Here is a 24523-nt window from a genome sequence, read left to right as displayed (position 1 = left end):
GTGTGTCGGGCGCGGGGTGCGCGGGATGTTCTGGCCTTCATATCGCAGCGCCAAGGCGTGCGGACAAGGGCTGAGCGGATTAATCCTCTTCGAAAGGATCCCATTCGTCTTCGACCTCTTGTAGGGCATCAGCCTGGGCCTCGGCGGCCAGGTCTTCGTGGGTGCGGACCTCGGTGATCTTGGCTTTGGGGAACGCGGCCAGCGCGGCCTGCACCATCGGGTGCTGTGCGGCTTGCTCTTTCAGGGCGATCTCGGCGGCGTGTTCCTTTTCATAGATCGTCTCGGCGCCATCCTCATTGGTGACGATGACGGCCCAGCGGTTGCCGGTCCAGCTTTGCAGTTTCGAGCCCAGACGTTGCGACAAATCCGAAGGTGCGTCGTCCGTCGGTTGGAACGTAATCCGGCCAGGGCTGTAGCTGACCAGACGCAGATACTTGGCGACATGCGCCTGAAGCACCCCATCCCGATTGGCTTTGATTAGTTCATAAACATGATCAAAGGTGGGGAACCGGGCCAAGGCCTGATCCACATCTTGCGCCAAGGCCATGACCGGGCCGCCAGACGGGCCCGAGGGTGCGTGTCCGCCCGAATACGCATCGGTTTGTCCCATGGGCGCAGACGGCGCCGCGCGACCACCACCGGGCGACGGGGGCGGAGGCGGCGTTGCGTCCTTCAGGCGGCGCACCAGGTCTTCGGGCGCGGGCAGATCGGCAACATGGGTCAGACGGATGATCGCCATCTCGGCGGCCATCATGGTGTTGGGGGCGTGGCCGACCTCTTCGAGGGCTTTCAGCAGCATTTGCCACATCCGCGTCAGCACCCGCATGGGCAGACGGCCGGCCATATCCTGTCCCCGCGCGCGTTCGTCGGGGGAAACGGTGGGGTCCTCGGCGGCTTCGGGGGTGATCTGAACGACGGAAATCCAGTGTGTGATCTCGGCCAGGTCGCGCAGCACAGCCATCGGATCGGCCCCATCGGCATATTGCGCGCCTAGCTCGGTCAGGGCACTGGCGGCGTCGCCCTTCATGATCATGTCGAACAGATCCAGCACGCGGCCGCGATCAGCCAGCCCCAGCATCGCGCGCACCTGATCGGCCGAGGTTTCGCCTGCGCCATGGCTGATGGCCTGATCCAAAAGCGAGGTCGCATCCCGGGCCGAGCCTTCGGCCGCGCGGGTGATCAGGGCCAGCGCATCTTCGGCAATCTGGGCGCCCTCGGCACCTGCGATCCGTTTCAGCATGCCGATCATGTCTTCAGGTTCGATCCGGCGCAGGTCAAAACGCTGACAACGGGACAGAACGGTCACGGGAACCTTGCGGATCTCGGTGGTTGCGAAGATGAATTTGACGTGGGCGGGGGGCTCTTCCAGCGTCTTCAGCAGCGCGTTGAACGCGCTGGTGGACAGCATGTGAACCTCGTCGATGATGTAGATCTTGTAGCGGGCCGAGGCCGCGCGATAGTGGACGCTTTCGATGATCTCGCGGATGTCATTCACACCGGTGCGGCTGGCGGCGTCCATCTCCATTACGTCGACGTGGCGGCCCTCCATGATGGCCACGCAATGTTCGCATTCGCCGCAGGGTTCGGTGGTGGGGCCGCCATTTCCGTCCGGCCCGATACAGTTCATGCCCTTGGCGATGATTCGGGCCGTGGTGGTTTTACCGGTGCCGCGAATGCCGGTCATGACAAAGGCCTGGGCGATCCGGTCGGCTTCGAACGCGTTTTTCAGGGTACGCACCATGGCGTCCTGACCAACGAGATCCGCAAAGGTCTCGGGGCGGTATTTCCGCGCCAGAACCTGGTAACCTTTGTCGGGAGTATCGTTCATGCCGGGGCCTTGTGAATCGCGGGTTTTAGGTAACCTAAGCCCGCAGGGGCGGCGCGTCCACCGGAATGCCTGTTGCAATGGCCCGCGCGCGCCGCAGCGCAGATGTTGCGTGTGTTGAAGGCTTCGGCTTGGCACCGTTTTGCCAAGTTCCGTAGGGTCGCTGTGCGAAAATGAGCAACATCTGATACAACAAGAGCCGGGTGGAGTTTCAAGGACCGAGGACAGCATGGCCGAGTTTGTCATTCATGCCTTGCAGTTGGGCGATGGTATTCTGGCCTTGTCGCCCGTGCCGGGGCGGGGCGGGGACTATGGCGCCGATCTGGAGCATCTGCGTGAATGGCAGCCGGCGATGGTGATCTCGATGACGACCGAGGCCGAGATGATCGCCAGTGGTGCGCGTGATCTGGGGCAGGACTTGCGGGATAGTGGCACGCGCTGGGTCCATCTGCCGGTCGAGGATTTCGCAGCCCCCGGCCCAGACGTAAGCGCGCAATGGCCCGAAGTCAGTCTTGCTGCCCGCAGGGCGCTGGAGGGCGGCGGACGGGTGTTGATACACTGCAAAGGGGGCTGTGGGCGCTCGGGCATGGCCGCGTTGCGCTTGATGGTGGACGCAGGAGAGCCGACGGCCGAGGCTTTGGCGCATTTGCGGCGCGTCCGGCCCTGTGCCGTGGAAACGCAGGAGCAGATGGATTGGGCGGTTACTCCCACTCCATCTGAATGAACACGGCCTGGGCGTTGCGCTTGGCCAGCTGATCGAAATTCGCCAGGTAGGAAAATGCGCTTTGATCCACCGTGACGGACGAGATCACGTCGCCTCCGCTGTCGATCAGCTGGCGCATACGGGTGCGTAGGTTTTGCAGATAGTCGCGCGTGTCGGCCTTGGCGGTGGCCAGATCGGTGGCGGGGCCGTGGCCGGGCACCACATGGGTCGGGGTCAGGGCCGCGATCTCGTCAAATGCCTCCAGCCAATTCGCGCTGTCCGACACCTCGATCACCCCCAACAGACGCGAGACATAGACGATATCGCCGGTAAACACGGTCTGAGCGCCGGGGTGCCAAACATAGGAATCACCGGGTGTATGCGCGCCGCCCTGGTGTTGGATCTGCAAGGTCGTGCCGCCGAGGCTAAGGTCATAATATTCATCAAAGGTGATGTCGGCATGGGCGGGCTGGGTCCCCGCCAGGTTCTCGCTGCCGATCAGGGCGTCCAAAACCGATAGCTGCATCGAGGCCCGGTCGCGCTGATCCTCGACCGCGTCGGCCGAGGCAATGACGGTCGCGCCCTGCTGCTTCCAATACCCGTTACCCATCCAGCGGTGATCCTGCCCACCGGTGTTGATCACGTATTTCACGGGTTGGTCGGTGACGGTTCGGATCGTCTGATGCAGCGTTTGCGCCCCCAGAAAACTGCCGCCCGCATCGATCAGGATCGCGCCATCGGGTGTAATCACCAGCCCATGGGTCGAGTTATTCCCAAGGTTCTGCGGATCGCGATTTCCGATCGGTCCCACCAGCGCATAGCTGTCTTGGGTGATCTGCGTCACCGTCATCTGGGCCGTTGCTGTGGTGCTTATGAACAGCAGGATCAGGGTCAAAAGTCGTGTCATCGGCGCCTCCCCTCGCATGGATGAGGCACCGATGATCTGCGACGGACAGGCGCCGCGCAATGAGACGACCTGCCGCTGCGGCAAGGTTTCGCTGACTAGTGTCCGCGGCGCGCGCGCTTGGCCTTCATGGTGGATTTCACCATCTTGCTGAACTTGCGCCCTCGCGCACGGGATTCGGCCACGGATTCTGAATTCCGCTGATCCTCGTCCTTCAGCTTGCGCCACCGCTCCAGCCGGTCTGGATCCAGGTCCCCGGCGTCGATGGCCGCGCGCACGACACACCCCGGTTCAGTCTCGTGCTGGCAGTCCGAGAATTTGCAGGTCAGAGCCAGCTCGGTGATGTCCGCAAACAGGGTGTCGATCCCGTCCGAGGCATCGTGCAACGCCAGTTCCCGCATGCCGGGGGTATCCACCAGCCAGCCGCCTGCATGCATCCGGTACATGGATCGGGCGGTCGTGGTGTGGCGGCCCTTGGCGTCATCGTCGCGGATGTCCCCGACGGCCAGGTCCTGCCCGGTCAAGCCGCGCGCGATGGTCGATTTGCCCACCCCGGACGAGCCGACCAAGGCTACGCTTTGCCCAAGGCCACAATATGGTTCCAACAGGGCGATATCGGCCGGGTCCTTGGCGTTGATGGCCAGCACTTCGGCGTCCGAGTACAGCGCCTTGGCGCGCTCAACATAGATCTCGGCGCTCATGTCTTCGGGTTTGTCAGCCTTGGTGATCACAACGACCGGAGTGATCCCGGCCTCGATCGCGATGGCCAGGTAGCGCTCCAGCCGGGCCTCGTTCATGTCGGCATTGCAGGATGTGGTGATGAACAGCGTGTCGATATTGGCCGCGATCAGCTGTGTGTCCGAGGTCAACCCGGCCGCTTTGCGCGAAATCAGGCTGCGTCGATCCAGACGGCGGATGATCCGCTCGCCATCGGTCAGGGTGAAGTCCCCCACGGCAAAGTCGCTGGCGACATGTTCACCGGTCAGGGACAGTTCGATCCGGGTTTCATCATCACGCAGCGCAATCAGGCTGCGACGGCGCACCTCGGCGATGCGGACGGGGATCAGGGTTTCGAATTCTTCAGTTGTCAATTGGCTGGTGAAAAACTGGGTCCAGCCGAGCGTGTTCAAGGACGATATCATTGGTCTGCCTTCGTAAACGCGAAAAGTACCCTCGCGCCGGATGTGCGGCGAAGGGGAGCGGTTTCGGGCAGTCCTGAAATGGCGCGTGCCTTAGCGCAGTACAGCCCGAAGGGTAACAGTGGCGACAATCATCAAGAACCCTCCTTAGGTGCTGTTTTGTGCCCGATTGGCACACTGCGTTAGGTGAGAGGCTGGACAACGACCCAAGCGGGGCTCGTTACGGCTGCTTCCTTCCGGACCTGACCGGGTTGGCGAGGCGCTCGCCCGCGCCAACCTCTCAGGCGTTGATATAGGGCGACGGAACCGGATTCGCAAGCCAGAGCGTCACCGCGATGTCACAGGTGGAATCGGTACAATTCCCATCCATCCAGCATCTGACCGGTCCGGGTGATGTTCAACGGGAACTCGGGCAGGTACCGGCGCGCGCGGGGCGAAAGCGGAAACAACAGTGACGTCGCTGGCACATGCGCAAACCGCCAGTTCAAAGATACGGGCATGTTTGAAACACCAATCCGCTGGAAATAGTTCCTCAGGATCGTGCGGACCTCTTCTTGCGAGCTCAATACCTCGGTGCCGATGGTCTGACCGGGCACCAACCCGCCCCCGCCCGCGCGATAACTGTTCGTAGCCACCAGAAATTCCTGGTCGTCGCGCACGGGCTGACCGGCATAGGTCAGTTTGCTGATCCGGCGTGCATCAGGGTGGCGCTGCTCTCCTCGGATTGAATAGCGTGCAGGTTGGGTGAGGTCGATTTCATAGTCGACACCAAGGATCATGTCGAAATTGTAGCTGGGAAATCCCTTGGTCAGAGCAAACTGATTGGCCTGTCCTGGCGTGACCTGAAGAAACTTGCCAGCCGACCGCTCTAACCAATCGCGCAGCTCGGTCCCGGTGACGCGCAGTACAGACAGCGTATTGGGGAACAAATACAGATCAGACAGGTTGCGAATTGTCAGCGGGCCGGCCTCGACCTCGGTGAAATATTGCGGTCCGGCAGTCCCACCCGCCCGAAACGGAGCAGCCGCAGCCAACAGGGGAACACCTGTGTTTCCCAGCAGTTCGGCCGCGCGTTCACGTTTGGCCATCGTGACGACACGGGTCGCCAAATCAAAGCCCAGATAGGTGAAATAGGTGTGCAGGGACTGACGAGTCTCGGCGACCGGGGTGCGAATATAGTTCAGGGTGGCCTGGTGGTTGTCATCCAGCAGTTTGCTCAGCTGCGTATCCGCTGCGGTGTCCGGCTGCGCGCTGCGCAGATCACAGGTATGAGAATCGATGTGCCAACCGGTTTGAGGATCGTGCTTCAACACCAGGTCCAGGACCCCAAGCTCGCTGCCCCAATGCCCGGCCATGATCGCAGGTTTCCCGTGTAGCGTGCCCCGTTCAGTGTCCACGCCATGGATGCCAACGAAATCAGAGCTGGGAAACCGCTTGTGCTGATGACCGCACAAGACAACGTCTATCCCGTCCAGCGCGGCTAGCTGCATGCTGGCGTTTTCGCGCGCCGAGACCTCGTTTGGGGCGGCTATGCCAGAATGGCTGAGAGCAATGATGATATCCGCCCCTTCGGCCCGCATTTTGGGAATATAGGCTTGGGCGGTTTCGGCGATATCGCGAATATGGACGCGGTCTTGGAGGTGTCGACGTTCCCAAATGCTAACCTGCGGAGGCACAAATCCGATGAGCCCGATGCGCAGCACATGCGACTGCCCGTCAGCATCAACGACCTGTCGGTCCAGGATCACATAGGGGGTGTACAGCGGGCGGTCCTCTAGCGGGGTCGCCCCAAGCTGCACAACCGCATTGGCCAGAACGAGCGGAAACCGCGATGAGGAAATCACCCGGGTCAGAAAATCCAGTCCGAAGTTGAACTCATGGTTCCCGATCGTACCCGCGTCATACCCCATTGCGTTCATCAACGAGATGGCCGGGTGCAGGGCGTCTCCGTCCGGGTGATTATATGCATAGAGATCGCCCAAGGGTGTCCCTTGCAGGAAATCACCCGTGTCCAGCAACAGCGTATTCTCGGCCTCGCTTCTGGCCTGATGGATCACGGTCGAAAGCGATAGCAATCCAGCGGCGGCGTCGGGCTGATCGGTGAAATAGTCATGCGACGACAGATTCAGGTGCACATCCGTGGTCTGCAGAACCCTGAGATGTGTCTTGTTTCGAAGTGCATCAACTTGATTTGAATGGTGCAACGGCTTGGGCTTTAAAAGAGTTGAGGCTCGCCTAATGGCTGTATGATATTGATGTATGATGCAAGTATATATTGTATTTCGCGATGGCAATTGCGACATAGCGTCATTATTTTCCTATTTTTTCAGCCGCTTGTCCAATCTCGCTGCGATTGCAGGTGAATTCTTGGTTAAGTTCAGGTTTACCTGAGCGCGTGCAAGCAGGAAGGGGAGCAACATGAAGCTGGCGGAAACGGTGACCTTCGGTGGTTCGGGATTGAACCGGGCAGCAGAACTACGCGCTGCGCCGCAAGACTTGGAGGCCGCGAGAACCTCGGCTGAGGCAACCACCATGATCATGTGGCGCGGCAAACCTCTTGCGGTATGGGGGCCGGATCGCAATTCGGACCTGGCGCGGCTGCCGATGGATCACCCGATACTGGCCGAGACCTTTCAGCCTCCACTGTTCCTGGGGCTCGAGGACCAGGGTCCGGTTTTTGCCCATGATATATCCAGCTGGGACCCCGGTGATGTCGATCAGGCGCAGTTGAACAGCTTTCTGGATCGCAGTGAACAGCATCACCCCAGCCTGCCCCAGACCCATCTGTTTTCAGAGCTGCGCGGCATCATGACGCGCCTGAGCCCACGGGACGCCGAGCTGGCCGCAACGGCGCGCGCCTTGTTCAGCTGGCATCGCTCGCACCGGTTTTGCGCGATGTGTGGTGCCGAAAGCGAAATGGCGATGGCTGGCTGGCAGCGTGACTGTCCTAGCTGCGGGGCACATCACTTTCCACGCACAGATCCGGTGGTGATCATGCTGATCACGCATGGCAATGACGTGCTGATGGGGCGCTCGCCCGGATGGCCCGAGGGGATGTATTCGCTCTTGGCCGGGTTCATTGAACCGGGCGAAACGCTGGAGGCCGCAGTCCGGCGCGAAGTCTATGAAGAGGCGGGGATCACCGTCGGTCAGGTTGGATACCTGGCCAGCCAACCCTGGGCCTTTCCGTCTTCGTTAATGTTTGGATGCTACGGGACTGCGATGGATCGCGAGATCACAATTGACCCGAATGAAATCGAAGATGCGCAGTGGTTCAGCCGCGAAGATATCATGTTGGCGTTCTCTGGGCAGCACCCGGTGCTAATGCCTGCGCGAAAAGGGGCCATCGCGCAGTTTCTGTTGCGGAACTGGCTTGCCGACCGGCTGGATTAGAGCGAAACTGCGCCAGGTTGGGGCCTAGATCAGACAAGAACGAGTATAAGAATGGAATTTTCTAGCAAAGTAGATGTCGATGCACCGGCAGAATACGTTTTTGACTGCCTTTCAGATTTCCAGAGCTTCGAAAAGGCAGCCTTGCGCCGGGGTGCGGATGTGCAACGGATCGACAATCTGGAGACCCTGGGGACAGGCGCCGCCTGGGATGTCAGCTTCAGTTTTCGCGACAAGAAAAGAGACGTGAACGTCGAGTTGACCGAACACATTTCGCCCGAAGTCGCCTGCTACACCGCGACGGGGCAAGGGTTCGTCGCGACCATGCGGCTTGAACTTGTGCCCATGTCCAAGAACCGCACGCGCCTGACCAACACAGTGGTGATGGAGCCCAAGACGCTTCCGGCACGTCTGTTGCTGCAATCGGTGAAGCTGGCCAAAGGTCAGGTGACCCGGCGGTTCGACACGATGATGGAAGACTACGGGCGCCAACTGGCTCGGCGGCACGCACAGCTTGCGTGACCGCAGGCTTGGTCAGCGCCGGACGCACCGGAACAGGTGATGACCCTGCCGGTGCATTTGGGTCATCCGCGACGATCATCCGCTGGGTAGACGCCCAGAATTTTGTGGCTGGCAGTGAAATAGTCCAGCTCTTCCAACGCCAATTTGACGTGGGGATCCTCTGGATGCCCCTCGATATCAGCGTAAAACTGCGTTGCGGTGAAGGACCCGCCGACCATATAGCTTTCCAGTTTGGTCATGTTGATCCCGTTGGTCGCGAATCCCCCCATGGCCTTATAGAGCGCCGCCGGGATGTTGCGGACTTCGAACACGAAGGTAGTGATCATCTTACCGTCACCGCGCCGCGCGTGATCGGCGTCGGGGCTCATCAGCAGGAAACGGGTGGTGTTATTGCCCTGATCCTCGATGTGACGGGCCAACACCTCCAGCCCATAGATTTCACCGGCCAGTTCACTGGCCAGCGCGGCCAGCGCGGGATCGCCCAGTTCCGACACTTGCCGAGCCGATCCGGCAGTATCCGCGCCGACTTTACGGTGAATGCCATGTTTACGTAGGAAATCGTGGCACTGACCCAGCAGCACCGTGTGGCTCATGGCCGTGTCGATCTGATCCAGCTTGGTGCCCGGCAGAGCCAGCAGGTTGATGTGAACCCTGACGAAATGCTCTTCAATGATGTGCAGGCCAGAATCGGGCAGCAAAGAGTGCATGTCTGCCACCCGCCCGTAAGTCGAGTTTTCCACGGGCAACATGGCCAGATCGGCCTGGCCATTTTTCACCGCATCAATCGCATCTTCGAAGGTGCGGCAGGGCAGGGCCTCCATATCGGGACGGGCCTGACGGCAAGCCTGGTGCGAATATGCGCCCAGTTCGCCTTGAAACGCGATGCGATTGGTCATTTTTCGTGGTTCCTGTCGTTTTTCTGCCCCGGGGGCGATTGGTCGCGGAAACTACACCTTGCGCAAGACAAGTGGAAGCGGATAGATACGCGCCGACAGACACGTAATAGACGGGCGAACCATGTTTGACACGATGACCCTTACCAAAGTCGGCGGCGCGCTCTGCGGCTCTCTGCTTGTTTTTCTGCTGGGCAACTGGGCGGCTGAGACGCTGTACCACGTCGGCGGTGGCGGACACGGCGACCACGCACAGCAAGCTTATGTAATCGACACCGGCGAAGAAGAGTTGGGCGCAGCCGAAGAAGAAGGCCCCGCCTTCGCTGACCTGCTGGCCGCAGCAGACCTGGAAAAAGGCGCCAAGGTGTTCGGCAAGTGTAAAGCCTGCCACAAGATCGAGCCCGGCGTGAACGCCACCGGCCCCTCGCTGTACGGCGTTGTTGGTCGTTCGGTGGGCACCGAGGCTGGCTATGGCTACTCGGGTAAAATGGCCGCTGTGGCCGAAACCTGGACCGCGGACAACCTGAACGCCTTCCTGGAAAAACCCAAAGCCTTCGCCCCCGGCACCGCGATGTCCTTCTCGGGCCTGAAGAAAGAAAAGGATCGCGCCAACGTGATCGCATATCTGGACAGCCTGGACGATTGATCCTTCGCTGATCTTGCAGATTAGGGCCGCTACCCGCCGGGTGGCGGCCTTTTTGCTGCGCGGGTGGGGCAAGTGCATGATCGCAATCGCACAAATCCCGGTGATTGGGGGAATCGCCGCTTGAACATGGTCGTCACCCCCCAGTAGCTTATATCCAAACAAGACCCCGGCAGAGTGGCTCGACCAGGAGGAAAACGCATTTGAAACCCCAACGGACCCGTGCGCAAACGCGTTCATTTCCCATTGTGGCTTGGATTTCTACACTGGCTGTGACCCTTGGGGCGCTGATGCTGGCCCTGCCTGCGTTGGCCGAGGACGAGAAAATCATTCGCTCTCATGGGTATTCCTATTTCGGGGATCTGACCTATCCGGCGGACTATCCGCATTTCAGCTATGTGAATCCGGATGCGCCGAAGGGCGGCGAAATTGCCCTGTGGGCGCCCGGCACTTTTGATTCGATGAACCCCTACAGCCGCAAGGGCCGTGCGGGTCGCTACAGCTGGATGGTCTATGAAAGCCTGCTGGGCGAGATGCCGGCCTCGGGCGGAGGTGCGCCTGCGGATGTTTACGGCGAAATGTACGGGCTGCTGGCAGAACGTCTGGAATATGACGAGGGTAAGAACTGGGTGATCTTCTATATGCGCCCCGAGGCCCTGTTCTCCGATGGGGTCCCGGTGACGGCGCATGACGTGGTGTTCAGCCACAACCTGCTGTTGGAACAGGGTCTGCCGTCCTATGCGCAGGCTGTGAAGAAACGGGTTCTGTCCTCCGAAGCGCTGGATGATCATACCGTCAAGTTCACCTTTGCCCCCGATATTTCGCGCCGCAGTCTGATTGATCAGGTCGGCAGCGTCCCCGTCTGGCCGCGCCATTGGTACGAAGAAACCGGTGCCCGTCTGGATGAGCCACGTTTGGATGCGGCGTTGGGATCTGGCCCGTATGTGCTGGACAGCTACGAGGTGAACCGGCGAATTGTCTATAAGCGCAACCCGGACTATTGGGGCTGGCACCTGCCGATCAATCAGGGCCGACACAACTTTGATTCGATCAGGATCGAGTATTTCGGCGACGATTCCGCTGCCTTCGAGGCCTTTAAAGCGGGCGAATACACCTTCCGCGCCGAAGGGAACTCGAAACAATGGGCGACCGGATACAATTTCCCGGCCGTTGAAAAGAACTGGGTCAAGCTGGAAACCCTGCCCGATGGCACCCCGCCGACCCCCACAGGGATCGTGTTCAACCTGGGCCGAGAGGTGCTGAAGGACAAACGTGTCCGCGAGGCGATCTCGCTGGGCTATAACTTCGAATGGACAAACCAGTCGCTGCAATTCGGGCTGTTCAAACAGCGCCATTCGTTCGTCCAAGGCTCGCATCTGGAGGCCATGGGCGCCCCCGAAGGGGCCGAGTTGGAGCTGCTGAAATCCTTCGGTGATCTGGCGCCTGCCGATCTGCTGACCGAACCGGCGGTGGTGGCGCATTCGTCCAAGGCCGACCGGCTGAACGACCGCCGCAATCTGCGCAAAGCGATGAAACTTCTGGATGCCGCGGGTTGGCCCGTGGGCAGTGACGGCAAACGTCGCAATGCGGACGGAGAGCTGCTGACCATCAACTTCCCCATTGCCTCCAGCGGGTCGGCCACGCTTGAGGCCGTGGTGGAAACCTTCACCCAGAACCTGCAGGCCATGGGCATCGACGCCAAGTTCGAAAAAATCGACCCCGCTCAATACACCCTGCGCACGCGCGAACGGGACTATGACCTGGTGTTTGACAGCTATCGCACCTTCCTGGACACGGGCACCGGGCTGCGTCAGATGTATGGCTCGTCCGAGGCGGCGTTCAGCCTGTTCAACCCTGCCGGTCTGGCGAGCCCGCTGGTGGATGCGATCATCGACTATTCGTTGAAAACCACCACGGCCCAAGATCGCGACACCGCCCTGATGGCGCTGGACCGTGTGCTGCGATACGAGCGGATCATGATCCCTGTCTGGTACAATGACAGCAGTTGGGTCGCCTATTGGGACCAGTATGAACACCCGGCTGAGCTGCCGACCTATGCCTTGGGCGTGTTGGATTTCTGGTGGTACAACGCTGACAAAGCCGCTGCACTGAAGGCAGCGGGCGCGCTGAGGTAACCGCCGCATGGGCGCCTATATTCTACGACGTCTGCTGCTGATCATTCCGACGTTGGTCGGCATCATGATCATCAATTTTAGCCTTGTGCAATTCGTGCCCGGCGGCCCAATCGAGCAGGTGATTGCTCAGATGCAGGGTCAGGGCGACGTGTTCGAGGGTTTCTCTGGCTCGGGCGAGGATGCGGGCGCCACTACCCCAACCGGGGACGAGCAATATATCGGTGCGCGCGGCCTGCCGCCCGAGTTCATCGAGCAGCTGGAAAAGGAATTCGGCTTTGATAAGCCGCCACTGACGCGGTTCCTGACGATGATGGGCAACTATCTGCGGCTGGATTTCGGCGAAAGCTATTTCCGCTCGATCAGTGTCACCGATCTGGTGATCGAGAAACTGCCCGTGTCGATCACGCTGGGGCTGTGGTCGACGCTGATCGCCTATATGGTCTCGATCCCGCTGGGTATCCGTAAGGCGATGAAGGACGGCAGCCCGTTTGATACCTGGACCAGCGGGCTGATCATCGTGGCCTATGCCATCCCCGGTTTTCTGTTCGCGATCCTGCTGCTGGTGCTGCTTGCAGGCGGGTCGTACTGGCAGATTTTCCCGCTGCGCGGCCTGACCAGTGACAACTTCGATCAGCTGTCATGGCTGGGCAAGATCGGAGACTATTTCTGGCATATCGCGCTGCCGGTCATTGCTTCGACCATTTCGGCCTTTGCGACGCTGACCTTGCTGACGAAGAACTCGTTTCTGGACGAGATCAAGAAACACTACGTCATGACCGCCCGCGCCAAGGGGCTGGCGGAAAATCGCGTGCTGTACGGCCATGTGTTCCGCAACGCGATGCTGATTGTGATCGCCGGTTTCCCGGCCGTGTTCATCGGCGTGTTCTTTGGCGGGTCCCTGATCATCGAAACGATCTTTAGCCTGGACGGGCTGGGCCGATTGGGATTCGAGGCCGCCGTGGCCCGCGATTACCCGGTGATTTTCGGAACGTTGTTCATTTTCGGCCTGATCGGGCTGGTCGTGGGCATCCTGTCGGACCTGATGTACGTGGTCGTCGACCCGCGCATTGATTTCGAACGGAGGGAAGGCTGATGGCTTTGTCCCCCCTGAACCAACGCCGCTGGAACAATTTCAAGCGCAATCGGCGTGCCTTTTGGTCGCTGATTCTGTTCACTGTTCTGTTCGGGATTTCACTGTTTTCCGAGTTTATCGCGAATGACAAACCGATCCTGGTGAAATACCAGGGCGAATACTTTACCCCGATTTTCAAATTCTATCCCGAAACCGCCTTTGGTGGCGATTTCCAGACCGAGGCCGCCTATCGCGATCCCGAGGTCCAGTGCCTGATCAAATCCGGCGGGATGGAGGATTGTTTCGACGACCCAGAAGAGATCATCGAGGCCATTGATCGGGGCAGCCTGCAAGAAAGCTTGGAACATTTCCAGGAAGGCTGGGCCCTCTGGCCGATCATTCCCTATGCCTATGACACCACGGTGGACCGCCCCGGTGCCGCGCCCTTGCCGCCAAATGGCCAGAACTGGCTGGGTACGGATGACACCAAACGCGACGTGGTCGCCCGGGTGCTGTACGGGTTTCGCCTGTCCATCCTGTTCACGCTGATCGTGACCACGCTGGCCTCGGTCGTGGGGGTCATCGCGGGGGCATTGCAGGGCTATTTCGGCGGTTGGCTGGACTTGATCTTCCAACGCGTGATCGAGATTTGGGGCGCGACCCCGTCGCTCTATGTGATCATCATTCTGTTCGCGATTCTGGGCAGGGGATTCTGGTTGCTGGTCTTCATCACGGTGTTGTTTGGATGGACAGCGCTGGTGGGCGTGGTGCGGGCGGAATTCCTGCGCGCGCGGAACCTGGAATACGTCCGCGCCGCCAAGGCGCTTGGCGTCAGCAATGCCACGATCATGTTCCGTCACATGCTGCCCAACGCGATGGTGGCCACGGTGACCATGCTGCCCTTTATCGTGACCGGCACGATTGCGACGCTGGCCAGCCTTGATTTCCTGGGCTTCGGTCTGCCGTCCTCGGCCCCGTCATTGGGCGAGCTGACGCTGCAAGCCAAACAGAACCTGCAAGCGTCGTGGCTGGCCTTTACCGCCTTCACCGTGTTCGCGGTGATGCTGTCGCTGCTGGTGTTCATCTTCGAAGGCGTCCGCGACGCATTTGACCCCAGAAAGACCTTTCAATGAGCCTGCTTAGCGTCAAAGACCTGAAGGTCAGCTTCCGTCAGGATGGCCGCACCAATATGGCCGTCAAAGGCGTCAGTTTCACCGTGGATCGCGGGGAAACCGTGGCTCTTGTGGGCGAGTCCGGCTCGGGCAAATCCGTCACGGCCCTGTCCACCGTCTCCCTGCTGGGCGAGGCCGCGATGGTCGAAGGCTCGGTCACCTATGACGGGCAGGAAATGATCGGCGCCTCGGACAGGGTGCTGCGCAAGGTGCGGGGCAACGACATCAGCTTTATTTTCCAAGAGCCGATGACCAGTCTGAACCCGCTGCACACGATCGAAAAACAGCTGGCCGAAAGCATCGCCCTGCATCAGGGGCTGGCCGGGGATGCGGCGCGCGCGCGCATTCTTGAGCTGCTGGAAAAGGTCGGCATTCGCGACGCCGAAACCCGTCTGGGCGCCTATCCGCACCAGCTGTCCGGCGGGCAGCGGCAGCGCGTGATGATCGCCATGGCGCTGGCCAATAAACCTGACGTGTTGATCGCGGATGAACCCACCACGGCGCTGGACGTGACCATTCAGGCCCAAATTCTGGAGCTGCTGGCCGAGCTGAAATCCAGCGAGGACATGGGCCTTTTGTTCATCACTCATGATCTGGGCATCGTCAAACGCATCGCCGATAAGGTCTGCGTGATGAAGGATGGCGAGATCGTCGAGGCTGGTCCCACAGCCGAGATTTTCGGCAATCCCCAACATCCCTATACGCAAAAACTGCTGTCAGCGCGGGCGGCCGGTCAGCCCGGTCAGGTGCCTGCCAACGCGGCGGAATTGGTCCGCACGGATGCGTTGCGCGTGTGGTTCCCCATTCAGCGCGGGTTCCTCAAGAAAACGGTCGGCCATGTGAAGGCCGTGAACGAGGCTTCGATCAATGTGCGGTCGGGCGAAACACTTGGAATCGTTGGAGAAAGCGGCTCGGGGAAAACCACGCTGGCGCTGGCGATCATGCGTCTGATCGGGTCTGAGGGCGACATTCGTTTCGATGGTCAGGACATCCGGGAATGGTCCACGAAACAGCTGCGCGCCCTGCGCAAGGACATGCAGATCGTGTTTCAGGACCCGTTCGGCAGCCTGTCTCCGCGGATGACCTGCGAGCAGATCATCGCCGAGGGGCTGGGTGTGCATGGCGTTGATCCGGGGCGCAGCCCTCGGGACCTGGTGGCCGAGGTGATGACCGAGGTTGGGCTGGACCCGGCGATGATGCATCGCTATCCGCATGAATTCTCGGGCGGGCAACGCCAGCGGATCGCGATTGCGCGGGCGATGGTGCTGCGGCCTCGGCTGGTGGTGCTGGATGAACCGACCAGCGCGCTGGATATGACCGTTCAGGTGCAGATCGTCGAGCTGCTGCGCGACCTTCAGGCCAAATACGGGCTGGCCTATCTGTTCATCAGCCACGATCTGAACGTTGTGCGCGCCATGAGCCATAAGATGATCGTGATGCGCCATGGTGACGTGATCGAGGCCGGGGACGCGCAGGATATCTTTGCCAATCCGGGCACGGACTATACCAAGGCGCTGCTGGCGGCAGCAGACCTGGAATGAGCGACCGACTGACCGCCCGGTTCTGGGTCGATGCCTATCTGACCCGGTTGCGCCTGTATGACATCCCGGCCTTTGTTGTGGCGCATGGCGATGATCAGGCGGGGGCCGTTTTGGTGAAACTGAACACGCTGGATGGGCAGGCGCGGGTGTTCCAGCGCTCGTTCGACCTGCTCAGCGGGGCGCGCAAGTGGCTCACCCTGTCCGAGGGCGCAGAGCCGGACGTGGATGCCGCCATCACCCGACAGCGCGACTTTGATCCCGATCTGTGGGTGATCGAGGTCGAGGACGGCCAGGGCCGGCATCTTCTGGACGAACCGGGGCTGGAATAACCCCCGCACCCAAGGGATACTGACCCAATGGAGTGGCGAGATCAGGGCATATTGCTGGGCGTGCGTCGGCACGGGGAAAACGCGGCTATCTTGGACGTGTTCACCCCTGAGCGTGGCCGTCATCTGGGCGTGATGCGCGGGGCAACCAGCCGCAAGATCGCACCTATCCTGCAACCCGGCGCCCAGCTGGACCTGCGATGGCGCGCGCGGCTCGAGGATCACATGGGCAGCTTTACCGTCGAACCCGTGCGCAGCCGGTCGGCCATGGCTTTGGCGGACCGGTTGTCATTGGCGGGGCTGAATGCGGTGGCGGCGCTGTTGATATTCCTGCTGCCCGAGCGCGAACAGCATCTGGCGCTGTATCAGCGGACCGAGGCCCTCTTGGATATTCTGGACGAGGTGGACGTCTGGCCGCTGGCCTATCTGAAATGGGAAATGGCCGTGCTCGAAGAGTTGGGCTTTGGTCTGGACCTGCGCAAATGCGCGGTCACCGGCAGCCGCGAAGACCTGGCCTTTGTCTCGCCCAAAACGGGGCGGGCGGTCTCGCGCGAGGGGGCAGGGGAATGGGCGGATCGTCTGTTGCCGTTGCCCGTGTGTATGCTGGGGCAGGGTGGGGCTGCGGATGCTGAGATTGCGGATGGGCTGAAAACGACAGGGTATTTTCTGACCCATCGATTGGCGCCGACATTGGGAAATAAACCCCTGCCCGAGGCGCGTCAGCGTTTCATTGATCTGTTTTTGCGGCGCTTAGCGTAGCGCCAGCACCAGATCGACCAACGATCCCATCGCGCTGGCATTGTCGGCCTGATCGCGGGCGGACAGATCCTCCATCCCGATATCAGCGGCATAGATGATCCGCGCCCATTCGGGATTGGTGATGCCGGTTTCAGACAGCAGGTTTTCCAGGAACCGCAGGCGCTCGCGATCTACCTCGGCCAAACGATCCGCCACCAGAGAATTGGCGCGCGCCCAGGCGCGGATCGCGGCATCCAGTTTCAGCCCGCCCAGCGATTCGGGGCGGTGCGCGGCGACGATCTGGCTCAGCTTGCGCAACTTGGCGGTTGGGGTTGGCTCGGCCTCCATCGCTTGGGGAATGTGGCTGACGGCCTGTTCAGCCCAAAGGTCCAGCATCGCCGCGTGATAGGCGGGGACATCTGCGAAATGCCAATAAAACGAGCCCTTGGTAGTGCCCAATCGGCGCGCCAATGGTTCGGCCTTCAGCGCGTCCGGGCCATCTTCGGCCAGGGCGGTGAAACCGGCAAGCAACCAGTCGGTCTTGGAAAGGCGCGGCTTTTTCTGCGACATGAGTCCCCGATACGCCGAGTCCGCCTATTTCGCAAACGCAGAAAAAGCTTGTGGCGCTTTTGTCGCTGGAGATGTGGGCCTCTTGCCCGATTCCCCGGCGATATGCGGTCTAAAGGTCCAGTTCCAACACCCCATCGGGCTCGGCTGCGCGGGATTGGCACAGGATGATGGCCTGAGCGCGCTGGGCTTTGGACAGAACGAAATCTCGGTGCTCGATCTGGCCGGACAGCACACCGCATTTGCAGACGCCGCAGATGCCATCGCCGCATTTCACGTCCACGGCGATGCCGTTTTCATTCAAAACATCCGCTGCAGTCTTGTCTGCGGGAACGACATATTCGCGTCCGTCCCTAAGCCTGATTCTAAAGGGGTGATTTTCATATTCGGGCTGTTCCGGGGCGCTGAAATACTCCAGATGGCGCGCCTCTTCGGGGAAACCGCCCTGTTCAGCCGCAGCAATTACCGCGTCCATATAGCGATCTGGCCCGCAGGTATAAACATGCCAGCCGGGCGCGTATCCTTGCAGAATTCTGGCCAAATCAGCGCGGGTGTCTTCGTCGCTGAAATGTAGATGCACGTTTTCGGCCCATGGGGTGCTGGCCAGATCCTGCAAATACCCTGCGGTTTTGCGGGACGCGCAGGAATAGTGCAATTCGAACGGCCGCCCCAAGGCGTGCAGACGATGCGCAAAGGCGATCATGGGCGTGATGCCGATGCCGCCGCCCATCAGAAAGGTTTTGGTCGCGGATTCATCCAGCGCAAAATGGTTGATGGGTTTCGAAATGAACACCTTGCGCCCGGGATGAAAGATCCGATGCATCAAGGCCGACCCCCCGCGACCCTGATCCTCGCGCAGAACGCCGATCTGGTATCTGTCGGTCTGCGCGGGGTTGCCGGACATCGAATATTGTCGCAGGAATTCGGGGGAAACCAGAACATCCAGATGAGCGCCCGCGCTCCATTCCGGCAAAGGCGCACCGTCCAGCGTGGCGAATTCGTACTTGGTGACATCCGGGGTCATTTGTTCGGCTTTGGTGACCTCGACCCGGATCACGGGGGCATCCCCGGGCACCGTGTAGCGGTGGATCATGGACATGTCGCCCTGGGCCATGCGCGCACGGTATTCCTTGGCAGAGACCATAGAGTGATAGGCGGCGATCCCGGCCTCGCGATCCATGGGGAAGGGATAGGGCCATGGCGGCGGGGCCAGATCGGCGGGGTACACGGCCAGGGTCTGATCTTCGTAGCGCAATTCCAGATCCGTTTGCAGATCGCGTCGGTTCACCGGGGTTGGGGTCGGGCGATAGGCCCCATCCTCGGCCAGCTCGATGTCCCACCACCACTTTTTCACCGCGTTCAGCCCGCCATTGCCTACGGCGTCATCCAAACGGGCCAGCAACGGGGCCGCGCTGGGAATATGCGATGCGGCCCAGCGAAACGGAGCCTCGGCAAACAGCCCTTCCAGGTTCCAGGGGCAGGTTTTCATGCAGCGCCCGCACATGGCCCCGCCTTGGGTGGTGATGCGGTAGGTGGCGCATTTCTGGCTGTCGGATTTCCAAATCTCATAGCCATTGAACATCAGTTTCGGCCCGGCCGTGATCGCCCCCGAGGGACATTCACGCGCACATTTATTGCAGGCCTCGCAGAACCGTTGCAGGCCAAAATCAATCGGCCGGTCATGGGCCATCGGCATATCCGTGGTGACGACGCCGGATTTCAGGCGCGGGCCCAGAAAAGGGTTCAGGATGACTTCGCCAATGCGGCTGACCTCGCCCAAGCCAGATAGCAGCAGCAGGGGCGGTTGCAGGACCTCTCCGTCCATCACGGTATGGGCCTTGGCGGCATAGCCCAGATTGCGGATGTGTTTGGCCAGCACGCCGCCCAACAACGAAAACCGCAAATAGGCGCGCATGGATTGGGCCACGCTGATCCAATCGTCGCCCGAGGCGCCCTCCATCGTTTCGTAGCCCTGATCGATGATCATGCTGATGGCCTGATCATGGGGCGGATCGATCGGCGCGCCCGTTGCGTCGTGCGAATACCAGGCCCAGTCCGGACAGCGCGACAGACCTACCGCGTCGGCCCCCAGGAAATAGGCTGTGGCCTTGATATTGGCCGCGTTGATGTGCGGATCCGAGGGGCGTAGACCAAGTGGGTTGGCCGCGCCATTCTGGATCGCGGTAAAGGCCCCCAAGACCCGACGCTGCGCCATGCTGGGGGCCGATTTGCGGGCGTAGTGGCCGTTTTTTGCGCCGTTCTGTACGTTCTGGCCCATATCTCCGAATTGCGCTCGCGCGAACATATCGGCCCGTTTGGGCACACGCGCGACGTGGGCCTCGTCGATATAGGTCGTGGGCGTGTTCGTGCGTTTGAGCGTTTCAAACGGATGCGCTCCGTCCATGAAGCGTCGGCGCGCATAGGGATCCTGCGTGCGGCCTGATTTGGCGTGAGGTCCACCCAACCACCATCGCGCCCCAGTCAGCAGTGAACGCGGTTGTTGATCCATCGGGGCCAGGGGCAGGTCCGGCGTCAGGTCCATATCTGTGGTCACAGCGGCCAGCCCGAACCGCGGCCCAAGCCAAGGCGCGCTCAGGTTCTGATTTTCAACGGTTGCCAGCCCAGCCGTCACGGCCAGGGCGTTCAAATGCACATCCGAACTGGCACCGCTGTGGGCCTTCGCGTTCCACCCCAGCAGGCGCAAATAATTTGCCAGGACCATGGCTGTTTCAGAGGCGCGCAAGCAGGCACGATGGGCCTGGGCGTCTGCGATCCAGTCGGTCCCAGCCTCGGAGGGCCAAGGATCGCGCGGATATTCATACAGAAAGACCAGCGCATGGGTGTGACCCTCGATCCCCTTGGGTGGGGCCTGCATCGCCTCACGCAGCTCGGCCATGATCACGTCAATGCCCGAGGCCAGTGTCTTGGTCTGACGCGTGCGCAGTTCTTCGGCCAGGCGATCAATATCGGGATTGCGTCGGGGGTCGCCAAGGATGGCGTCAGCGGACAAGCGACAAATCCCAACCATGCTGGCGTCACTGAAATACCCAAAGGCCTTCAGATGCTGTGCGCGTTCCGTCGGGTCCGCAGGGATGTCGGCGCGCGCTGTGTTCACAAACCCATCGCGAATGGCATCCAGCATGGCCTGATATTCGCCCATCGCGTTGACGATGCTTTCGGGAGTCTGGGAGCGATGAAAACTCAGCGCGTGATCTGCGGGCACAGCAGAGGCATCTGTCCGCGCCTGAAGGCGCGCCAGTTTTTCCAAGGGGTAGGGCCCCATATGGACAGGTCAATTCCTGTCGGAAAACACCTTCAAAGGCATGATTTGTTCCCTCCCTCGCGATCATTCAGCCTACATCGCAATCCGGTTCTGGCAAGCAAGTTGATGAAAAACCGGGCAAACTGGGTTGAGGGGACGCGGAAAAACGGCCTATTAAATTTTACCAGTTGATAAAAAATGAAAGCGTGGAATACTGAACACAATAAGAAAACCAAGCACAGTGGAGGTTGAAATGCGTTCCAACACCCTGACGCCAGGTATCGCCGCAGGGCGATTGGCGCCCGAGGATTATGCCCAGAATTTCGCCGATCTACATCCGGCGCTCACGGATCACGAGGCGTTGGTGGCGGCAGATCGCTGCTATTTTTGCCACGACGCGCCCTGCATGACGGCCTGTCCGACCAGCATCGATATTCCTTTGTTTATTCGTCAGATCGCCACCGGGACCCCGAACGAGGCGGCCAAGACGATCCTGGAACAGAACATCCTTGGGGGGATGTGCGCGCGGGTTTGCCCCACGGAAACTCTGTGCGAAGAGGTCTGTGTTCGCGAAACCGCCGAGGGCAAGCCGGTGCAGATCGGCCTGCTGCAGCGCTATGCGACCGACACTTTGATGCAGACGGGGGCCCATCCGTTTGAACGCGCCGCGTCCTCGGGCAAGCGAGTGGCCGTTGTCGGCGCTGGGCCGGCAGGACTGTCCTGCGCCCACCGCCTGGCGATGCACGGGCACGAGGTCGAGCTGTTCGATCCGCGCCCCAAAGCGGGCGGCCTGAACGAATTCGGCATCGCGGCCTATAAATCCGTGGATGGCTTTGCGGGCAAAGAGGTCGACTGGCTGCTGCAAATCGGGGGCATCACCGTGAACGCGGGCCAAGCCCTGGGCGAGGGCATTTCGCTGGACGCTTTGAAGACCGAGTATGATGCCGTGTTCCTGGCCATCGGATTGGCTGGTGTGAATGCTCTGAGTGTCGATGGTGAGGACAAGGACGGGGTCCTCGATGCGGTCGAATTCATTGCCGATTTGCGCCAGACCTCGGACATGGGCTCGGTGCCGATTGGGCGGGACGTGGTGGTGATCGGTGGCGGGATGACCGCGATTGATGCGGCTGTTCAGGCCAAGTTGCTGGGCGCACTGAACGTCACGCTGGTTTATCGGCGCGGCAAGGATCGTATGAATGCCAGCGAATTCGAACAGGACCTGGCCACCAGCAAGGGCGTGCGGATCATCACCAATGCCTCGCCCAAGGCGGTGATCGGCAACGGCGCGGTGCGCGAGATCGAGTTTGAGTACACCGATGATGATCTGGCCCCAACGGGGGAAACCTTCCGCCTGGCCGCAGATCAGGTGTTCAAGGCGATCGGGCAGACTTTGGGTCGTTCTGACTTGCCGGAGCTGGACGGGCGCAAGATCGCCGTCACTGAAACGGGCCGCACCAGTATGGCAGGCGTCTGGGCCGGGGGTGATTGCGCCTCGGGTGGGGACGATCTGACCGTAACTGCCGTGGCCGAAGGGCGCGACGCCGCTGAAGACATCCACGCCGCGTTGTCGGCGTAAGCACAGGGAGATAAGCGAATGGCCAATCTTTCAAGCGAATTCATCGGGATCAAATCCCCCAACCCGTTCTGGCTGGCCTCGGCCCCGCCCACGGACAAGGAATACAACGTCCGCCGCGCCTTCGAGGCCGGTTGGGGCGGTGTCGTCTGGAAAACTCTGGGGTCCGAGGGGCCGCCGGTGGTCAACGTCAACGGGCCTCGGTACGGGGCGATCTGGGGCGCGGATCGCCGGCTGCTGGGGCTGAACAATATCGAGCTGATCACCGATCGCCCGCTGGAAACCAACCTGCGGGAAATCAAATCGGTCAAACGCGACTATCCTGATCGTGCGCTGATCATCAGCCTGATGGTGCCTTGTGACGAGGACAGCTGGGCCGACATCCTGAAACGGATCGAGGATACCGGCGCTGATGGGGTCGAGCTGAACTTTGGCTGCCCGCATGGGATGGCCGAACGAGGCATGGGCAGTGCCGTGGGACAGGTGCCTGAATACATCGAAATGGTGACGCGTTGGGTCAAGAAACACTCGCGCATGCCCTGCATAGTGAAGTTGACGCCAAACATCGCGGATATCCGTAAACCGGCCGAGGCGGCCAAGCGCGGCGGCGCGGATGCGGTTAGCCTGATCAACACGATCAACTCGATCACCTCGGTCGATCTGGATGATTTCGCGCCCGAACCGACGATTGACGGCAAGGGTACGCATGGGGGCTATTGCGGCCCGGCGGTGAAGCCGATTGCGCTGAACATGGTGGCCGAGATCGCGCGCAATCCTGAAACCCATGGTCTGCCGATCAGTGGTATCGGGGGGGTCACCACTTGGCGCGACGCGGCCGAGTTCATGACCTTAGGCGCGGGCAATGTGCAGGTTTGTACGGCGGCGATGACCTATGGATTTAAGGTCGTGCAAGAGATGATCTCGGGGCTGAGCGACTATATGGATCGCAAGGGCATGACATCGACCAGCGAGTTGGTGGGACGGGCGGTGCCGAATGTGACCGACTGGCAATATCTGAACCTGAACTACGTCACCAAGGCCAAGATCGACGAAGATGCATGCATCAAATGCGGGCGTTGTTATGCGGCTTGCGAGGATACCAGCCACCAGGCGATTGCTATGTCCGAGGACCGTGTGTTCAGTGTGAAGGACGAGGACTGCGTGGCCTGTAACCTGTGCGTCAACGTCTGTCCGATCGAGAATTGCATCACGATGGAACGCGTGGCGCCGGGTCAGATGGATGAGCGCACGGGCGCCAAGGTTCCTGGGGAATACGGCAATTGGTTGGATCATCCCAACAATCCAAGCAACGCTGCTGCGGCTGAGTGATTTGTTAAAAGGTGCGCCTGCGGCGCGCTGGTTTAGGCGAGGATTTTCATTTTGAAAATCCTCGCCCGTTTGGTGCCTGGGGCCAGTGTTGGGTCAGGATTTCGGGCCGAGCAGGTTGCGGAACAGCGTGTCCAGATAGGTTTCGGCGCCCGCGATGATGTCGTCCTCGTCCGGGGTGAGGACGGAGACCTGGGCTTCGAAATCCGCATAGTGCTGGGTTGTGGCCCAGATCGAAAAAATCAGGTGGCGTGGATCGACCTGGTTGATTTTTCCTGCGTCCATCCAGCCTTGAATGACTTGGGCTTTTTCGTCGAACAGAGGTTTCAGGTCAGATTTCAGATGTGGGCCCATGCGAGGGGCGCCTTGAAGGATTTCATTCGCAAACAGGCGGCTTTCGCGCGGGAATTCGCGGCTCATTTGCGCTTTGCGGCGGACATAGGCGCAGATTTCTTCAAGCGGATCGCCCTCTGGGTCCATTTCGTGCAGCGGGTCCAGCCAGGTCTCCATCAGCTTGTTGAGCAGGGTGACGTGGATCGCCTCTTTGCCATCGAAATAATAGAGAATGTTGGGTTTGCTGAGGCCGGCATGGTCGGCGATTTGATCCAAGGTCGCGCCGCGATAGCCGTGGGTGGAAAAAACCTCGAGCGCGGCGTCCAGAATTTCTTGCGATTTCTCAACTGGATGCGGCTGGGTTTCTTGGCTGGTGCGGTCTTTTGGACGGTCATTCAAACCCCGTTTCTTGATGTGATGCAAATTTCATCGGCGATCAGCTTAGACTAACCACATGGG

Annotated in this window: 19 protein-coding genes, 1 other RNA gene and 1 pseudogene; 12 read left to right on the top strand and 9 right to left on the bottom strand. The window is 60.5% G+C overall.

All coding sequences use genetic code 11. The features are described 5' to 3' along the window. Nucleotides 1–79: 79 nt before the first annotated feature. Nucleotides 80–1828, bottom strand: coding sequence for a DNA polymerase III subunit gamma/tau (locus ACXADQ_RS04120; protein WP_475315820.1), 1749 nt, complete (start codon nt 1826–1828; stop codon nt 80–82). Nucleotides 1829–2054: 226 nt separating this feature from the next. Between ACXADQ_RS04120 and ACXADQ_RS04115 the strand changes: the two genes are divergently transcribed. Continuing rightward, a complete protein-coding gene (locus ACXADQ_RS04115; RefSeq protein ID WP_475315819.1) occupies nt 2055–2549 on the top strand; it encodes a protein-tyrosine phosphatase family protein in 495 nt (164 codons plus the stop codon). Here ACXADQ_RS04115 and ACXADQ_RS04110 read toward each other — a convergent pair. The 4 genes from ACXADQ_RS04110 to ACXADQ_RS04095 form a co-directional block, all read right to left on the bottom strand. Beyond that, entirely contained in the window at nt 2527–3435 is a 909-nt protein-coding gene (locus ACXADQ_RS04110) for an MBL fold metallo-hydrolase (protein WP_475315818.1), read from the bottom strand. The two genes, ACXADQ_RS04115 and ACXADQ_RS04110, sit on opposite strands and share 23 nt — an antisense overlap. 95 nt (nt 3436–3530) lie before the next feature. Continuing rightward, complete coding sequence (gene rsgA / locus ACXADQ_RS04105) at nt 3531–4574, bottom strand: ribosome small subunit-dependent GTPase A (protein ID WP_475315817.1); 1044 nt, start codon at nt 4572–4574, stop codon at nt 3531–3533. Nucleotides 4575–4755: 181 nt separating this feature from the next. Beyond that, nucleotides 4756–4854: signal recognition particle sRNA small type (gene ffs, locus ACXADQ_RS04100), an RNA gene on the bottom strand. 55 nt (nt 4855–4909) lie between these two features. After that, nucleotides 4910–6874 carry a bifunctional 2',3'-cyclic-nucleotide 2'-phosphodiesterase/3'-nucleotidase gene (locus tag ACXADQ_RS04095; RefSeq protein ID WP_475315816.1) on the bottom strand — a complete coding sequence of 655 codons (1965 nt, stop codon included), beginning with the start codon at nt 6872–6874 and terminating at the stop codon, nt 4910–4912. Between the two features lie 115 nt (nt 6875–6989). Between ACXADQ_RS04095 and nudC the strand changes: the two genes are divergently transcribed. After that, nucleotides 6990–7964 carry an NAD(+) diphosphatase gene (nudC, locus tag ACXADQ_RS04090; RefSeq protein WP_475315815.1) on the top strand — a complete coding sequence of 325 codons (975 nt, stop codon included), beginning with the start codon at nt 6990–6992 and terminating at the stop codon, nt 7962–7964. A gap of 51 nt (nt 7965–8015) precedes the next feature. Continuing rightward, nucleotides 8016–8483: an SRPBCC family protein gene (locus tag ACXADQ_RS04085; protein ID WP_475315814.1), complete on the top strand. Its 468-nt coding sequence runs from the start codon at nt 8016–8018 to the stop codon at nt 8481–8483. Nucleotides 8484–8545: 62 nt separating this feature from the next. On the opposite strand, the gene ACXADQ_RS04080 is transcribed toward ACXADQ_RS04085, so the two are convergent. Beyond that, nucleotides 8546–9379, bottom strand: coding sequence for a prephenate dehydratase (locus ACXADQ_RS04080; protein WP_475315813.1), 834 nt, complete (start codon nt 9377–9379; stop codon nt 8546–8548). Between the two features lie 121 nt (nt 9380–9500). Between ACXADQ_RS04080 and ACXADQ_RS04075 the strand changes: the two genes are divergently transcribed. The 7 genes from ACXADQ_RS04075 to recO all read left to right on the top strand — a co-directional run bounded on the left by ACXADQ_RS04075 (nt 9501) and on the right by recO (nt 17024). Then, a complete protein-coding gene (locus ACXADQ_RS04075) occupies nt 9501–10022 on the top strand; it encodes a c-type cytochrome (protein WP_475315812.1) in 522 nt (173 codons plus the stop codon). A 200-nt stretch (nt 10023–10222) separates the two neighbouring features. After that, entirely contained in the window at nt 10223–12154 is a 1932-nt protein-coding gene (locus ACXADQ_RS04070) for an extracellular solute-binding protein (protein ID WP_475315811.1), read from the top strand. A 7-nt stretch (nt 12155–12161) separates the two neighbouring features. Continuing rightward, entirely contained in the window at nt 12162–13247 is a 1086-nt protein-coding gene (locus ACXADQ_RS04065) for a microcin C ABC transporter permease YejB (RefSeq protein WP_475315810.1), read from the top strand. Next, entirely contained in the window at nt 13247–14359 is a 1113-nt protein-coding gene (locus ACXADQ_RS04060; protein ID WP_475315809.1) for an ABC transporter permease, read from the top strand. The genes ACXADQ_RS04065 and ACXADQ_RS04060 overlap by 1 nt, the downstream gene beginning before the upstream one ends. Continuing rightward, entirely contained in the window at nt 14356–15939 is a 1584-nt protein-coding gene (locus ACXADQ_RS04055; RefSeq protein WP_475315808.1) for an ABC transporter ATP-binding protein, read from the top strand. The genes ACXADQ_RS04060 and ACXADQ_RS04055 overlap by 4 nt, the downstream gene beginning before the upstream one ends. After that, nucleotides 15936–16268 (top strand): DUF1491 family protein, encoded by a 333-nt coding sequence (locus ACXADQ_RS04050; RefSeq protein ID WP_475315807.1) that lies wholly within the window; start codon nt 15936–15938, stop codon nt 16266–16268. Before ACXADQ_RS04055 ends, ACXADQ_RS04050 begins: the two co-directional genes overlap by 4 nt. 27 nt (nt 16269–16295) lie before the next feature. Further along, nucleotides 16296–17024: a DNA repair protein RecO gene (gene recO / locus ACXADQ_RS04045; protein WP_475315806.1), complete on the top strand. Its 729-nt coding sequence runs from the start codon at nt 16296–16298 to the stop codon at nt 17022–17024. Here recO and ACXADQ_RS04040 read toward each other — a convergent pair. Both ACXADQ_RS04040 and ACXADQ_RS04035 read right to left on the bottom strand, forming a co-directional pair. Then, nucleotides 17016–17573: a TetR/AcrR family transcriptional regulator gene (locus ACXADQ_RS04040; protein WP_475315805.1), complete on the bottom strand. Its 558-nt coding sequence runs from the start codon at nt 17571–17573 to the stop codon at nt 17016–17018. The genes recO and ACXADQ_RS04040 overlap by 9 nt on opposite strands. Nucleotides 17574–17682: 109 nt before the next feature. After that, on the bottom strand, nt 17683–20853 hold the full coding sequence (locus tag ACXADQ_RS04035; protein ID WP_475315804.1) for a 2Fe-2S iron-sulfur cluster-binding protein: 3171 nt from the start codon (nt 20851–20853) through the stop codon (nt 17683–17685). Between the two features lie 232 nt (nt 20854–21085). Here ACXADQ_RS04035 and ACXADQ_RS04030 point away from each other — a divergent pair, with 232 nt between their 5' ends. Then, on the top strand, nt 21086–22408 hold the full coding sequence (locus tag ACXADQ_RS04030) for an NAD(P)-dependent oxidoreductase (RefSeq protein WP_475315803.1): 1323 nt from the start codon (nt 21086–21088) through the stop codon (nt 22406–22408). An 18-nt stretch (nt 22409–22426) separates the two neighbouring features. Then, nucleotides 22427–23734: an NAD-dependent dihydropyrimidine dehydrogenase subunit PreA gene (gene preA / locus ACXADQ_RS04025; protein ID WP_475315802.1), complete on the top strand. Its 1308-nt coding sequence runs from the start codon at nt 22427–22429 to the stop codon at nt 23732–23734. A gap of 93 nt (nt 23735–23827) precedes the next feature. Here the strand turns inward: preA and ACXADQ_RS04020 are convergent. Then, nucleotides 23828–24459: pseudogene (locus ACXADQ_RS04020) on the bottom strand (TetR family transcriptional regulator C-terminal domain-containing protein). Nucleotides 24460–24523: the final 64 nt, after the last annotated feature.

The organism is Thalassovita sp. ABM4_323, from assembly GCF_056158665.1.
The sequence above is the reverse complement of the archived record's forward strand: the minus strand, read 5'-3'. Positions and strand labels throughout refer to the sequence as shown.